Here is a 14,268-nt window from a genome sequence, read left to right on the forward strand (position 1 = left end):
GTATTCCTTTCGGCATAGTAAAGCACCCCATTTGTTATTCAGTATATCATACTGTCTAACAAATGGGGTGCAGTTCACAGCCTGCCGCCTGGTTTATTCGCTTATTTAAATTTCACTCACAGCTGAACCGGAGTATCCACCAGAGGCAGCTGCTCCATGGTTTCGATGGCCTCAATGGCATCCCAGGCGAAGTTCTCCTCGCCCAGCGCTGCCGCAAAGCCGGTGCGCTCCATCTCGTGCTTCACGTTGGGCTGCACGCCGCTGAACATCACCCGGATGCTGCGTCCGCGCAGGTCCGCCAGCAGGGTCTCCAGCTCGCTGATGGCGCTCTCGTCAATGTAGGGCACGCCGCGCACCGAGAAGATCACGCCGTGGGTCTCCTCGCCCAGCTGGGCCATGGCCTGGGTCAGCTGGTCCTGGGTGCCGAAGAAGAGCGGGCCGGTCAGGTAGACCACCTTCACATCGGTGCGCACCTGATCGGTGCCGTCGGCGTTTTTGCGCTTCACATCGCTCACAGCGATCTTCAGATCGCAGCTCTTCAGCACGAACAGCAGCATGGCCGCCACGATGCCCACCAGAATGGCGATGACCAGGTCGAACAGCACGGTGGCCACCATGGTCACCAGGAACTGAGCCGCGGCGGACTTGAGCCGCTTGCGGAACAGCTCCCGAATGGCTGCCCAGTCATTCATGCGCCAGGCGGTGACCATGAGCACGCCCGCCAGGCTGGCCAGCGGGATGCGGCCCATCACGCCGCCCAGCAGGAACATGGACAGGATCAGGGTGATTGAGTGGATCACGCTGACCATACGGGTGCGGCCGCCGCTCTTGATGGCAACCGAGGTACGGGCGATGGCCGCGGTGGCGGGCACGCCGCCCAGAATGGGAATAATGATGTTGCCGATGCCCTGGGCCACCAGCTCACGGGTGGAGTTCAGGGGCTCGCCCTTCATTCGGCCGGCGGCCGCGCCGCACAGCAGGCTCTCGATCATACCCAGAGCCGCGATGGAAATGGCCGGAGCGATCAGGTTGGGCAGGGTGGAGATATCGATGCCGTTGAGCAGCAGGCTGTCCGGCGTCATGAGCTTCTGGGGGATGGCACCCACCTCCGCCACGGCGGAGCTTTCAGCCGCAGGGTTCAGCACGAAGTTCAGCACCACGGCCACGATGATGGCCACCAGCGAGCCGGGCAGATACTTGGCCAGCTTTTTGGGCCACAGAATCATCACCGCCATGGCCAGCACCGCAAACAGCACTGCCTGGCCGTTGGGAGAAAAGCCCAGCTCCCTGTAGGAAAGCAGCTTCTGAATGGCGTTCTCGCCCTCGCTCACGGTGCCGAAGAAGTTGTCCACCTGGCCCAGAGCGATCACGATGGCGATGCCGGAGGTGAAACCGGTGATGACCGGCACCGGGATGATGGACACCAGCTTGCCCACCCGCAGCAGTGCAGCCGCCAGCAGGATCACGCCGGTGAGCAGGCCGGCGGTGAGCACGCCCTGCACCCCGTACTTGGCCGAGATGCCGATGAGAATGGCCGCCATGGCACCGGTGGGGCCGCTGATCTGGTAGGACGCACCGCCCAGAATGCCGATCACGATACCGGCCATAATGGCGGTGATCATGCCGCTGGCTGCGTCCGCGCCGCTGCTCACGCCGAAGGCCAGAGCCAGGGGCAGAGCCACTGCCGCAACGGTAAGACCCGCCATCAGGTCCGCCAGGAACGCAGCACCGTTGTAGCCGGAAAATTCGCGCCGGAGATCCCCAAGATAGGTTTTCATTTTGATTCTTTCCTTCCTCTGTTTTTACCGCCCGGATACAAATAATATTAAATGAAGTCCGCAAGTTCAGCCGGGCAGCCGTTTTCAACCATACACCCGCCGGGGCGCTTTGTCAACCGAAACCGTCTGTTTTCTCTCATATTCCGCTGAGGCCGTTGGTTTCCAGCAGATCCATAGCTACAGCAAAGTCCTTTTTGTCCACATACAGCTCATATCGAGTGTTATCCACCGAACGGGAGTAAAAATACCGGTCATGATAGTCCCGGTTCAGCCACTCTTCGGTATAGAAGATGAAATTCTCCGCAAGAATCTGCCGGGCCTGGCTCATGGTGTCCAACCGATAGCTTTCAAACACCAGGCATTTGCGCCAGGTCCAGGTAAGCCGCTGCAGCAGCGTTCGGGTATCCTTCATATCCTTTCCTCCTTTTCTGTGCTTGGGGTTACCTTCAGTATCGCACGTGCCCGCGGTGCTGTAAAGCCATCTGCACAAAAAAAGCCCGCTTTTTTCGGAAAAAAGCGGGCTTTTTGCAAGCTTAATGTTCAGCGTAGATGGAGATGATGTTCAGGATGACCTGCACGCTCTGGTCCATCTTCTCGGCGGTGATGTACTCACAGGGACCGTGGAAGTTGAAGCCGCCGGTGCCCAGGTTGGGGCAGGGCAGCCCCATGAAGGACAGGCGCGCGCCGTCGGTGCCGCCGCGGATAGGCACGATGCGGGCCTCCAGACCAGCCTGGCGGATGGCCTTTTCGGCGTTCTCGACCAGGTGGAAGTGGGGCTTTACCTTCTCTTCCATGTTGTAGTAGCTGTCCTTCAGCTCCAGCACCACGGTGCCCGCGCCGTGCTCGGCGTTCAAGCGGGCGGTGATTTCCTCCATCAGGGCCTTGCGGGCGGCGAACTTTTCACCGTCGTGGTCCCGGATGATGTAGTGCAGTTTGGCGGTGGTCACATCGCCGCTCATCTGGTACAGATGGAAGAAGCCTTCAAAGCCCTCAGTGTGCTCGGGTACCTCCTCAGCGGGCAGGGCGGCGGCGAATTCCATGGCAATGGTCTGAGCGTTCTTCATCAGGTCCTTGGCGCTGCCGGGATGCACCGAGAAGCCATGCACGGTGACCACCGCGTCGGCGGCGTTGAAGTTCTGATATTCCAGCTCGCCCACGTCGCCGCCGTCCACCGTGTAGGCGAACTGAGCGCCGAAGCGATCCACATCAAAGAAGTCGGCACCCTGGCCTACCTCTTCGTCCGGGGTGAAGCCGATGCACAGCTTGCCGTGGGGAATATTCTCCTTCTGGATGCGCTCCACCGCGGTCATGATCTCCGCAATGCCGGCCTTGTCATCCGCGCCCAGCAGGGTGGTACCGTCGGCGGTGATCAGGGTCTGGCCCTTCCAGTTTGCCAGCTCGGGGAATTTTTCCACGGTCATATATTCGCCGGTACCGGCAAACAGCACATCGCCGCCGTCGTAGTTCTCAAACACCTGGGGCTTCACGTTCTCGCCGGGGGCGGCGGGGGCGGTGTCCATATGGGACACAAAGCCCAGAGCGGGCTTTTCCTCGTAGCCGGGGGTGGCGGGCAGCGTGCCGTACACATAGCACTTTTCATCCACCGCGGCATCGGCCACGCCCAGCTCCTTCAGCTGCTCCACCAGCAGGTGGGCCAGGTCGAACTGGCGGGCGGTGCTGGGATGGCTGGCGCTCTCCTCGTCGGAGGTGGTGTAGATGGTCACATACTTCAAAAAGCGTTCATACGCGCGCATGATTACACGTCCTTTCTTTTGCGGTCCTGTGGCCCCGCTGCGGGGCCGCCGGCCGCCTTGTAAGCTGCCTTTTATTCTAGCACAAAGCGGACAAAATAAAAAGTGCCCGCTGCACCCGCCCCCGGTCAAACCGGGTCGAAACACTTGGAAAACAGGCATATTTATGGTATTCTTATAACGTATATGAGCATTTTGCCCCGCGTGGCTTGCAATAGGAACAGAACGGAGGCCTTTTTATGGCAAACAGTTATTTCACCAACAAAACCCTTTTGATCACCGGCGGCACCGGCAGCTTCGGCAACACGGTGCTCAAGCACTTCCTGGCCAGCGACATCGGCGAGATCCGCATCTTCTCCCGCGATGAGAAGAAGCAGGACGACATGCGCCACGAGATCCAGCAGAAGCACCCCGAGCTGGCGGGCAAGCTGCGCTTTTACATCGGCGACGTGCGCGAGATCGACAGCGTGCGCAGCGCGGTGCGGGGCGTGGACTACATCTTCCATGCCGCGGCCCTGAAGCAGGTGCCCAGCTGCGAGTTCTTCCCCATGGAGGCCGTGCGCACCAACGTGATCGGTACCGACAACGTGCTCACCGCCGCCATCGACGCGGGCGTGAAAAAGGTGGTCTGCCTGTCCACCGACAAGGCCGCCTACCCCATCAACGCCATGGGCATCTCCAAGGCCATGATGGAAAAGGTGATCGGCGCCAAGGCGCGCACCGTGAAGGCGGAGGACACCACCATCTGCTGCACCCGTTACGGCAACGTGATGTGCAGCCGGGGCAGCGTGATTCCCCTGTTCATCGACCAGATCAAGGCCGGCAAGCCCATCACCATCACCGATCCGGACATGACCCGTTTCCTGATGAACCTGGACGAGGCGGTGGACCTGGTGCAGTTTGCCTTCGAGCATGCAAACCCGGGCGACCTGTTCGTGCAGAAGAGCGACGCCTCCACCATCGGCGATCTGGCCAAGGCGGTACAGAAGCTGTTCGGCGACACCGGCACCCAGATCATCGGCACCCGCCACGGCGAGAAGCTGTACGAGACCCTGATGACCAAGGAGGAGCGCATCCGCAGCGAGGACATGGGCGGCTACTACCGCGTGTCCGCCGACGGCCGCGACCTGAACTACGACAAGTTCGTGGTGAAGGGCCAGGTGCACACCGAGGCCGACGAGGCTTACACCAGCCACAACACCCGCCTGCTGAACGTGGACGAGACCGTGGAGAAGATCCTCACCACCGACTACGTGCGCGAGGCCCTGGAGAACTGGAAGAAATAAACGGAAAAGGAAGCCATTGCAATGGATCTGAATACCCCTATCCTCATCACCGGCGCGGGCGGCTTCATCGGCAAAAATCTGGTGGCCACCCTGAAAACCGCCGGTTATACCGACCTGATGCTCTTTGAGCGGGACGATACCCCCGAGACCCTGGCGGAGTATGCCGCCAGGGCGGCCTTTGTGTATCATCTGGCGGGCATCAACCGCCCCAAGGACCCCAGCGAGTTCTACGCGGGCAACGCGGGCCTGACCGAGACCCTGCTCAGCCTGCTGGACAAGGCGGGCAACAAGGCCCCGGTGCTGGTGACCTCCAGCATCCAGGCCGCGCTGGACAACGACTACGGCAAGAGCAAGGCCCAGGCCGAGCAGGCCATCTTTGCCCACGGCCAGGCCACCGGCGCGCCGGTGTATGTGTTCCGGCTGCCGGGCGTATTCGGCAAGTGGTGCCGCCCCAACTACAACAGTGTTGTGGCCACCTTCTGCCACAACTCCGCCAATGGCCTGCCCCTCTCGGTGCGGGACCCGGAATACCGGCTGCCGCTGGTTTACATCGACGACGTGGTGGCCAGCTTTGTGGCCGCACTGGACGGCAATTGCACCCGCGAGGTCGACTACTGCGTGGTTCCGGTGGTGCACGAGACCACTCTGGGCCATCTGGCCGAGACCATCGAGGGCTTTGCCAAAAACCGCGAGACCCTGGATGTGCCGGACCAGACCCCTGGCAGCCTGGAGCAGAAGCTCTACTCCACCTGGCTGTCCTACCTGCCTGCCGACCGGTTCTCCTACCCGCTGAACATGCACTGCGACAACCGGGGCAGCTTCACGGAATTTCTGCACACTCCGGCCCACGGTCAGGTGAGCATCAATATTTCCAAGCCCGGCATCGTGAAGGGCAACCACTGGCACCACTCCAAGAACGAGAAGTTCCTGGTGGTGAAGGGCACCGGCGTGATCCGCTTCCGTGCGCTGGACAGCACCGAGGTCATTGAATACCACGTTTCCGGCGACAAGCTGGAGGTGGTGGACATTCCCACCGGCTACACCCACAACATCGAGAATGTGGGCCAGGACGATATGGTCACCGTAATGTGGGCCAACGAGGTCTTCGACCCGGACCACCCGGACACCTTCTTCCTGCCCGTCTGATTCTTCATAAAGGAGCGCGCTTTTTATGAGCAAACTGAAACTGATGACCATCGTGGGCACCCGGCCGGAGATCATCCGCCTTGCCGCCGTGATCAAAAAATGCGACAAATACTTTGACCAGATTCTGGTGCACACCGGCCAGAACTACGACTACACCCTGAACGGCATCTTCTTTGAGGACCTGGGCCTGCGGGCGCCGGATCACTACCTGAACGCGGTGGGCGAGGACCTGGGCGAGACCATCGGCAACATCATCGCCAAGAGCTACAAGCTGATGGTGGAATTAAAGCCCGATGCTCTGCTGATTCTGGGCGACACCAACAGCTGTCTGTCCGCCATTTCCGCCAAGCGGCTGCACATTCCCATCTTCCACATGGAGGCGGGCAACCGGTGCTTTGACGAGTGCCTGCCCGAGGAGACCAACCGCCGCATCGTGGACCACATCGCGGATGTGAACCTGTGCTACTCCGAGCACGCCCGCCGCTACCTGAATGCCGAGGGCACCGCCAAGGAGCGTACCTATGTGACCGGCAGCCCCATGGCCGAGGTCCTGCGGGCAAACCTTGCCCAGATCGAGGCCTCCGATGTGCTGGAACGTCTGGGTCTGGAGCCCAAAAAGTACATGCTGCTCAGCGCCCACCGGGAGGAGAACATCGACACCGAGAAAAACTTTGTGGCCCTGTTCTCGTCCATCAACGCGCTGGCGGAAAAATACAACATGCCCATTCTCTACTCCTGCCATCCCCGCAGCCGCAAGCGGCTGGAGGTCATGAACTTCCAGCTGGACGAGCGGGTGCGCCTGCACGAGCCTCTGGGCTTCCACGACTACAACCACCTGCAGATGAACGCCTATTGCGTGGTAAGCGACTCCGGCACCCTGCCCGAGGAGTCCAGCTTCTTCACCAGCATCGGCAAGCCCTTCCCGGCGGTGTGCATCCGCACCTCCACCGAGCGCCCCGAGGCGCTGGACAAGGGCTGCTTCATTCTGGCGGGCATCACCGCCGGCGGCGTGGAGCAGGCGGTGGAGACCGCCGTGGCCATGAACGACAACGGCGACATCGGCATTCCCGTGCCCAACTATGTGGAGGATGTGTCCACCAAGGTGGTCAAGATCATCCAGAGCTACGTGGGCGTGGTCAACAAGATGGTGTGGCGCAAATACTAAGCCGCCCCACACAACAGGAGCGTTTACACAGTGAAACGAATTTTAGTGGTGAGCCAGCACTTCTGGCCGGAGCCCTTCCGCATCAACGATATTGTGGAGGGGTTTGTTGAGGACGGCCTGGAGGTGGATGTGCTGTGCGGCCTGCCCAACTATCCCAAAGGCGAGTGGTTTTCCGGTTACAAATACACCGGTCCCCGCCGGGAGGAATACAAGGGCGCGCAGGTGTTCCGGGCCGGGGAAATCCCCCGCAAGGGCAATTCCGGGGCCATGATCTTTTTGAATTATGTGAGCTGGCCCTTTTTCGCCCTGTTCAGCCTGTGGCGGCTGAAGGGCCCCTATGACGCGGTGCTCTGCTACAATACCAGCCCGGTGCTGATGAACTTCCCGGCCATTGTGTATGCAAAGCTCCATCGTATCCCCTTCACCAGCTACGTGCTGGACATCTGGCCGGAAAACCTGTACAGTGTGCTGCCGGTGCAGAATGGCCTTCTGCGCCGCATCGCCAGCGCGGTGAGCGACTGGCATTACAAACGGGCCGAGCAGCTCATCGCCATGAGCCCCTCTTTGAAGGAGCGGCTGATGGAGCGCACCGGCAAGGGCGCCGGCCGGGTGGCGGTGATCCCCCAGCACTGCGAGGATTTTTATGCCATTCCCCAGCCGGATGAGGCGCTGGCGGAGCGATATGCGGGCCGGTTCAATCTGGTGTTCACCGGCAACTTCAGCCCGGCCCAGAGCCTGGACACGGTGATCAGAGCCGCGGTGAAGGCCCGGAGCATGGGCGCGGAGAACCTGCGTCTTCTGATGGTGGGCGACGGCATGAGCCGACAGGCGCTGGAGGCGCTGACCGACGAACTGAACGCCCGGGACACGGTGGTGTTCACCGGCAGTGTGCCCCCATCAAAGGTACCCCGCTACACCACGCTGGCGGATGGACTTGTGGCTTCTCTGAGCGCCAGCCCGGACCTGGGCATGACGGTGCCCGCCAAGATCGCCAGCTATATGGCGGCGGCAAAGCCGCTGCTGGCCAGCATGGACGGCGAGGGCGCCCGGGCGGTGGAGGCTGCCGGGTGCGGCTTTGCCAGCCCCGCCCAGGATTCCGACGCGCTGGCCAACAATATGCTGGCGCTGTATCGGGCCGGTAAGGCCGAGCGCTGTGCACTGGGTCAGAAGGCCTTTGCCTGGTATCAGGCGAACTACCGCCGCCGGGCGGTGCTGGACCAGCTGGAAGCGTTTTTGATTCCAGGCGAAAAAACAAACGTTTGAGGTGAATCCCTTGAAGATACTCGTGATCATTCCCTGCTATAACGAGGCGGAGAACATCTGCCGGGTGGTGAAGCGGCTGAAGGCCACCTGCCCGGATGTGGACTATCTGGTGGTGAACGACTGCTCCACCGACGACAGCGTCCGCATCCTGCGGGAAAACGGCTACAACTATCTGGACCTGCCGCTGAATCTGGGCATCGGCGGCGGTGTGCAGAGCGGTTATCTGTATGCCACAGCCAACGGCTACGACATCACCGTTCAGATGGATGGCGACGGTCAGCATGACCCCCAATATCTGTACGATGTGATCCGCCCCGTGGCCGAGGGCAGGCTGGACATGTGCATCGGCAGCCGCTTCATCAAAAAGGAGGGCTTCCAGACCAGCTTCATGCGGCGGGTAGGCATCCGTTTTCTGAGCTTCATGATCCGGCTGCTCACCGGCCAGCGTGTGCTGGATGTAACCAGCGGCTACCGGGCCTGCGGCAAGCAGATGACCGCCCTCTTCGCGAAGCACTACGCCCAGGATTACCCGGAGCCGGAGGCCATCGTTACGGCCATCTGCAACGGCTACAAGGTGGGCGAGGTGCCGGTGGTCATGGAGGAGCGCCAGGGCGGCGTATCGTCCATCCGGGCCTTTAAGAGCGTGTACTACATGATCAAGGTCAGCCTGGCGCTCGTCATTCACCGGCTGAGCGCCATTCAAAAAGGAGGAAAAGGATGAGCCCGGTATTCCAAGGCCTGCTTTTGGTGGGCGATCTTGTTTTTCTGTTTCTCATCTTTGTGATGGTCAAGAACGGCCGGCTCAGCGTCCGGTTCAGCCTGCCCTGGCTGGGGCTGGGCGCGGGCATGCTGGTGCTGGCCATCTGGCCGGAGGTCGCCAAGATCCTGCGCAGCCTGGTGCAGGTGGAGGTGGTCTCCAACATGGTGTTCATCATGCTGTTTTGCTTTGTGCTGCTGGTGCTGCTCATTCTGTGCGCAGTGGTCAGCGAGTACAATGAACGGCTCAAACGCCTGACCCAGACAAACGCCATGCTGGAGCATCGGGTGCGCCAGCTGGAGGAGCAAATGCAACGTACCGGCCGGTAACAACCATCGGGCCTGTCCGTCTATTTTGGTATACAAACAACATGCGCAGCTGCCGGGCCTCGGTTTCGATCGGGGCCCGGCAGCCCCGCCAAAGGATTGATGCATTTCATGATGGCCTTGCTGCTCCATCTTTTTTTATTTTCCGCTTTTTTTCTGGGCTGGTGTCTCTGGCTGTTCCACCGGCTGCGGCTTCCGGCGGAGCAAACGCCGGTGGTCGCCATGTGCGCCCTTTCGGTGGTCACCTATCTGTTCGGGCTGGTGAACCTGTTCGGACTGATCCAGCCGATCTTGTACGCCGGAGGAATCCTGCTGGGGCTGTGGACGCTTTTCCGGCAGGGTCCGAAGCTGCTGCGGCGCTTTGTCACCCTGCCCATGATCGGCTTCGGCCTGGTGTGCGGCTGGTTCATGCTGCTTTTGCGCGGCGCCGCCGTGGAAGGGCATGACAATTTTGCCCACTGGGCCATCGTGGCCAAAAGCATCCTGACCCACAACGCCTTCCCCACCGCCGCAAACACCGCGGTGGAATACGTGAGCTACCCGCCGGGAACCGCCGTCTGGATCAAGCTGGTGTGTGATCTGCTGGGCACCTCGGACGGCACCATGCTGTTTGCCCACATCATCCTGAACATGGCCTGCATTCTGGCGCTGATCCCGCTGTGCCGCCGGTCGCTGCCGGTGGGGGCCGCTCTGGTAGCCTACGGCATCTTCTCTTTCCTGCAGTTCAACGGCTGCGGCAGCCTGATGGTGGACTACCTGTTCACCCTGCTGGTGCTGGCCACCGCCGCGGTGATTCTCGCCTGTCAGAAGGAGCATCCCGCCGGCGGTCTGACCGGTGCGCTGGTCCTGCTCTGCTTCACCACTCTGGTGAAAAACAGCGGACTGATCTTTGCGGTCATCGGTCTTGTTCTGGCCCTCTGGGCGGTCTGGCACAGCGGCTTCTCCCGCAAGATCCGCTGGATCTGGAGCGGTCTGCTGACCCTTGCCCCTGTCGGTGTATGGGCACTCTGGCTGCTGCGGGTTCAGCTGGTATACGGCGAAACCTCTTCCAAGCACGCGGTCTCGGTGGAGAACTACGCCCAGCAGATCAGCGAAAAAAGCGCGGCGGATATCGCCGCCTTTCAGCAAAGCTTTTTCACCTACTGGCTGCACCCGGGCTACAGCGGCGTGGTCTTCTTCTGGATCACCGTCGCTTTGTGCATCGCGGTCCCGCTGCTGCTTTCGGCAATGGGCCGCATTGACAAAAAGCGCGCCCTGCTCTATGTCTGCGGCAGTCTGGGGACGCTGGCGTTTTATCTTTTCACCCTGTATCTGACCTATCTGTTATCCATGAGCCGGGAGGAGATGCTGGTTCTTGCCAGCCTTCCCCGCTACATCGTGTGCTTCTGCGCCGCCATCACCGGGCTTATGCTGATGGCGCTGCTGTGGCATCTGCAGGGGCACAAGGCACGCCCCTGGGCGGGCGGAGTTATTCTTGCCTGCTGCCTGTACGCTCTGTTCGTCTGCCAGCCCGGTTCCCTGCGCTGCCTTTACAGCAGGCAGGATTACCAGAATAACGCCGAACAGGCCCCCTGGATCGAGCTGCGGGAGGAATACGGCCTGCCGGAAGGGGCCAGCTATCTGTTCTACACCAACGGCTCCCCGGTGGACGGCTGGACCGGCCTGATGGTGGCCCGCTATGTGTTCAACACCGACCACGCGGCGCTCTGGCAGCTGCGGGACGACGGTCCCTATCTGGCCGCTGCTTTTGAGGAATACGAGTATGTGGTGTTCAAATCCCCGGATGCGCAGAGCGATGCGGAGCTGGAGCGCTGGGGCTTTGACCCGGCTTCCACTCCCTATCTGGACCGGGGAACCTTCATTCAGCGGCAGCAGGAGCTGGGCTCCTGAAAGCCCCGGCAGTCTCTTGGATTCAACGATTTCGGTGTGAGGTGCATGCATGGATTTTAACACATTGGTCTTTTTGGGCTTTTTTGCGGGAGTTGCGGTGCTCACCTACTGTGTCCCCCGCCCGGCAAAGCCCTACCTCTGGCTGCTGGCCAGCTATGCCTTCTATCTGTATAAACCGGAAAACGCCCGACTGGTGTTTATCCTCATCAGCGTAACCGTGGTGACCTGGGTGTGCGCCCTGGCCATGGACAGTGTTCCCCAACAGGCCACGCGGCGGCTGTTTCTGGTGGTCTCGCTGGGTGTTTGCTGCGGGTTTCTGTTCTTTTTCAAGTACTTCAACTTCTTCGGTGAGCTGCTGGGCGGCATCACCGGCCTGTTCGGCGGCGCGGCACCTCATCTGGATCTGATCGCCCCGCTGGGTCTTTCCTACTTTACCTTCCAGAGCCTGGGGTATGTGATCGATGTGTATCTGCACCAGACCAAGGCCGAGCGCAACCCGCTGAAATACGCGCTGTTCGTGAGCTTTTTCCCCTGCATCTTCACCGGCCCCATCGAGCGCAAGGAGCACCTGATGGCTCAGTTCGAGCATCCCCGCCGGTTTGACTATGACCGGGTGGCGGGCGGTTTGTTCCGGGTGCTGTGGGGTTATGTGAAAAAGATGGTCATTGCGGACAACATCGGCGTATTTGTGCGGGCGGTCTATTCCGCACCGGACCAGCACACCGGCCCTTATCTGCTGGCGGCCAGCCTGCTGTTCAGCTACCAGATCTACATGGACTTCTCCGGCTGCTGCGATATCGCCATCGGCGCGGGCCGGATGCTGGGCTTTGATCTTCTGGAAAACTTCAACCGTCCCTTTGCCGCCAAGACCTACACCGAGCTGTGGAACCGGTGGCACATGAGCCTGACCAACTGGTTCAAGGACTACATCTTCACGCCCCTCTCCTTCTATAACCGGGGCGCGGAGGGCTTTCTGGGCAAGCTGCAGGGCTGGTTCAACATCTTTATCATCTTCCCCATCAGCGGCCTGTGGCACGGCGCCAGTCTGGGCTATGTGATCTGGGGCGTTCTGAACGGCCTGTTCATGGTGGTGGGCAAGGCCACTGCCAAAAAGCGCCGCAAGCTGGCCAAGAAAAACCCGCTGTATCAGGTTCCTCATCTGCAGGGATTCATCCAGCGGTGCTGCGTGTACCTGCTGTTCACCGCCTGCATCGTCTTCTTTGCGGCCGATCTTTATGGCGGTCAGGCGGGCATCGTGTTCGCCGGTCTGTTCACCGGCTGGGGGCAGGCAGGCCTTGCCCAGCTGGCCAGCGGCTTTGCGGCGCTGGGTCTGGGCGGCAGTACCGTTCTCATGCTGGTGGCCAGCAGCCTGGTTGTGGAACTGATCGAAGCCCGCGGCCCGGTGGCTCAGTGGATTCGCACCCAGCGGGCCTGGGTGCGCTGGCCGCTGTATTACGGGCTCTGCCTGCTGCTGCTGTTCTTCGGCGTATTCGGCCAGTCGGCCTATATCTACCAGCAATTCTAAGGAGGTGCGGCGATCTTGACCAATCAACCCAAGCGCAAAAAAAAGCGCAGCCTTGTGCGCACGCTCCTGTATCGCTTCTTCACCGGGCTGGAGATTCTGATCAAATTCTGCTTTTTCATTCCCATTCTGCTGTTCATGGTCTGGTTCAGCCATAAGGTGGACATCAGCGGCCTGTTCCAGGGCGAGTTGGCTCCCCGCGAGGTGGCCAACATGCTGCTGGCAGGTGACACCGTTTCCAATTACGACAAGATGGACGAGCGGGCGGTGCTGGAGCTGTATGTACAGAATCTGCCGGAGGAGCAGGTGCCGGAAACCATTGCTCTTGGCTCCAGCCGGGTGCTGCAGCTGCAGCAGGAGCTGGTGAGCGGCAGCTTTTTCAACATGGGCCTGAGCGGCGCCTCCGCCATGGATGTGATGAACTGCTTCTATCTGCTGGACAAGGAGGGCAAGCTGCCCAAAAACCTGATCATCGAGGTTGACCCCTGGCTGTTCAACGGCGAGAATCCCACTCTGAACCAGCAGGCCGACACGGAACTCTTTCCGGAATTTTTGCAGAACGCTCTTGGCATTGAAAGCGATTATCAGGAGCCGGACAAGCTGGAGCTGTGGAAGGCACTGATCGACCCGGCCTACTTCCAGGGCAACGTGAAATATGCTCTGAAGCAGCGAGCCACCGGCGAGACCACCACCGAGGACGGCGAAAGCATTCCCTTCCAGCCGGTGAGCGGTGATCTGGACCAGCTGGAATACAACGCCAAAGCCCCGGACGGCACTGTGGTCTATCAGGCGGATTTTCGCAACTGGAATTACGACCAGATAATGGCCGAGGTACTGGATCAGGCGGGCACCCTGGACGGACTGCACGGCTTTTCCCAGATGGACCCCTACTGGACCGATCTGTTCGAGCGTTTTGTAAGCTATGTGCAAAGCAAGAATGTGAACGTGGTCTTGCTGCTCACGCCCTATCACCCCTTCATCATCAAATATGTCCACGACAATCCCCAGGGCTTTGAGGGCTTCTTTGATGTGGAACCCTGGCTGCGCAGCTTTGCCCAGGAGCACAACATTCCCCTGTACGGCAGCTACCATGCCAGCCGCATCGGCGTGCCGGAAAGCCTGTTCTACGACGGCCTGCACTGCAAGCCGGAGGCCCTCAAGCTGTACTTCCCCGGCATCGAGGCCGCGCTGCAGGGCCTGCAGACCTCCTATGAGGCTCAGTATCTGGAAACCTACGGGGCGGACAATGCCGATCTGGTGACCAACGCCCTGGTGGGCACCACCGCCGACTGCCTGGTGGTGGACGAGGAATGGTTTGCCAAGGCCAGCACCTCCTGATCTCCGTTCCTCCTGTACAACAACAAAAGCCCCGCTTCACGCGCTG

General features: G+C 60.6%; 12 protein-coding genes. 9 read left to right on the plus strand and 3 right to left on the minus strand.

The features are described from left to right. Positions 1-116: 116 nt before the first annotated feature. From B5F28_RS01240 to pepT, 3 genes are all read right to left on the minus strand, one after another. Complete coding sequence (locus tag B5F28_RS01240) at positions 117-1,778, minus strand: SulP family inorganic anion transporter (RefSeq protein WP_087292401.1); 1,662 nt, start codon at positions 1,776-1,778, stop codon at positions 117-119. A 136-nt stretch (positions 1,779-1,914) separates the two neighbouring features. Then, positions 1,915-2,190, minus strand: coding sequence for a hypothetical protein (locus B5F28_RS01245; RefSeq protein WP_087292404.1), 276 nt, complete (start codon positions 2,188-2,190; stop codon positions 1,915-1,917). 121 nt (positions 2,191-2,311) lie between these two features. After that, complete coding sequence (gene pepT, locus B5F28_RS01250) at positions 2,312-3,532, minus strand: peptidase T (protein WP_087292407.1); 1,221 nt, start codon at positions 3,530-3,532, stop codon at positions 2,312-2,314. A gap of 236 nt (positions 3,533-3,768) precedes the next feature. On the opposite strand from pepT, the gene B5F28_RS01255 reads away from it, so the two are divergent. From B5F28_RS01255 to B5F28_RS01295, 9 genes are all read left to right on the plus strand, one after another. Next, positions 3,769-4,815 carry a polysaccharide biosynthesis protein gene (locus tag B5F28_RS01255; protein WP_087292411.1) on the plus strand — a complete coding sequence of 349 codons (1,047 nt, stop codon included), beginning with the start codon at positions 3,769-3,771 and terminating at the stop codon, positions 4,813-4,815. A gap of 21 nt (positions 4,816-4,836) precedes the next feature. After that, a complete protein-coding gene (locus B5F28_RS01260; protein ID WP_087292415.1) occupies positions 4,837-5,961 on the plus strand; it encodes a polysaccharide biosynthesis C-terminal domain-containing protein in 1,125 nt (374 codons plus the stop codon). Between the two features lie 25 nt (positions 5,962-5,986). Beyond that, positions 5,987-7,126: a non-hydrolyzing UDP-N-acetylglucosamine 2-epimerase gene (gene wecB / locus B5F28_RS01265; RefSeq protein ID WP_087292419.1), complete on the plus strand. Its 1,140-nt coding sequence runs from the start codon at positions 5,987-5,989 to the stop codon at positions 7,124-7,126. A gap of 30 nt (positions 7,127-7,156) precedes the next feature. Beyond that, the gene (locus B5F28_RS01270) at positions 7,157-8,389 is read left to right on the plus strand and encodes a glycosyltransferase family 4 protein (protein ID WP_087292423.1); all 1,233 of its coding nucleotides are present in this window, start codon (positions 7,157-7,159) and stop codon (positions 8,387-8,389) included. Positions 8,390-8,399: 10 nt separating this feature from the next. After that, positions 8,400-9,110 carry a glycosyltransferase family 2 protein gene (locus B5F28_RS01275; protein ID WP_087292426.1) on the plus strand — a complete coding sequence of 237 codons (711 nt, stop codon included), beginning with the start codon at positions 8,400-8,402 and terminating at the stop codon, positions 9,108-9,110. Next, positions 9,107-9,475 carry a DUF2304 domain-containing protein gene (locus B5F28_RS01280; protein ID WP_087292429.1) on the plus strand — a complete coding sequence of 123 codons (369 nt, stop codon included), beginning with the start codon at positions 9,107-9,109 and terminating at the stop codon, positions 9,473-9,475. The genes B5F28_RS01275 and B5F28_RS01280 overlap by 4 nt, the downstream gene beginning before the upstream one ends. A 108-nt stretch (positions 9,476-9,583) precedes the next feature. Then, positions 9,584-11,362, plus strand: coding sequence for a glycosyltransferase family 39 protein (locus B5F28_RS01285; protein WP_087292432.1), 1,779 nt, complete (start codon positions 9,584-9,586; stop codon positions 11,360-11,362). Between the two features lie 49 nt (positions 11,363-11,411). Then, on the plus strand, positions 11,412-12,887 hold the full coding sequence (locus B5F28_RS01290) for an MBOAT family O-acyltransferase (RefSeq protein WP_087292434.1): 1,476 nt from the start codon (positions 11,412-11,414) through the stop codon (positions 12,885-12,887). Between the two features lie 15 nt (positions 12,888-12,902). Then, a complete protein-coding gene (locus tag B5F28_RS01295) occupies positions 12,903-14,222 on the plus strand; it encodes a hypothetical protein (protein WP_087292437.1) in 1,320 nt (439 codons plus the stop codon). The last annotated feature ends 46 nt before the right edge of the window (positions 14,223-14,268 follow it).

The sequence above is a fragment of the Gemmiger sp. An194 genome, from assembly GCF_002160145.1.
Lineage (GTDB): Bacteria > Bacillota > Clostridia > Oscillospirales > Ruminococcaceae > Allofournierella.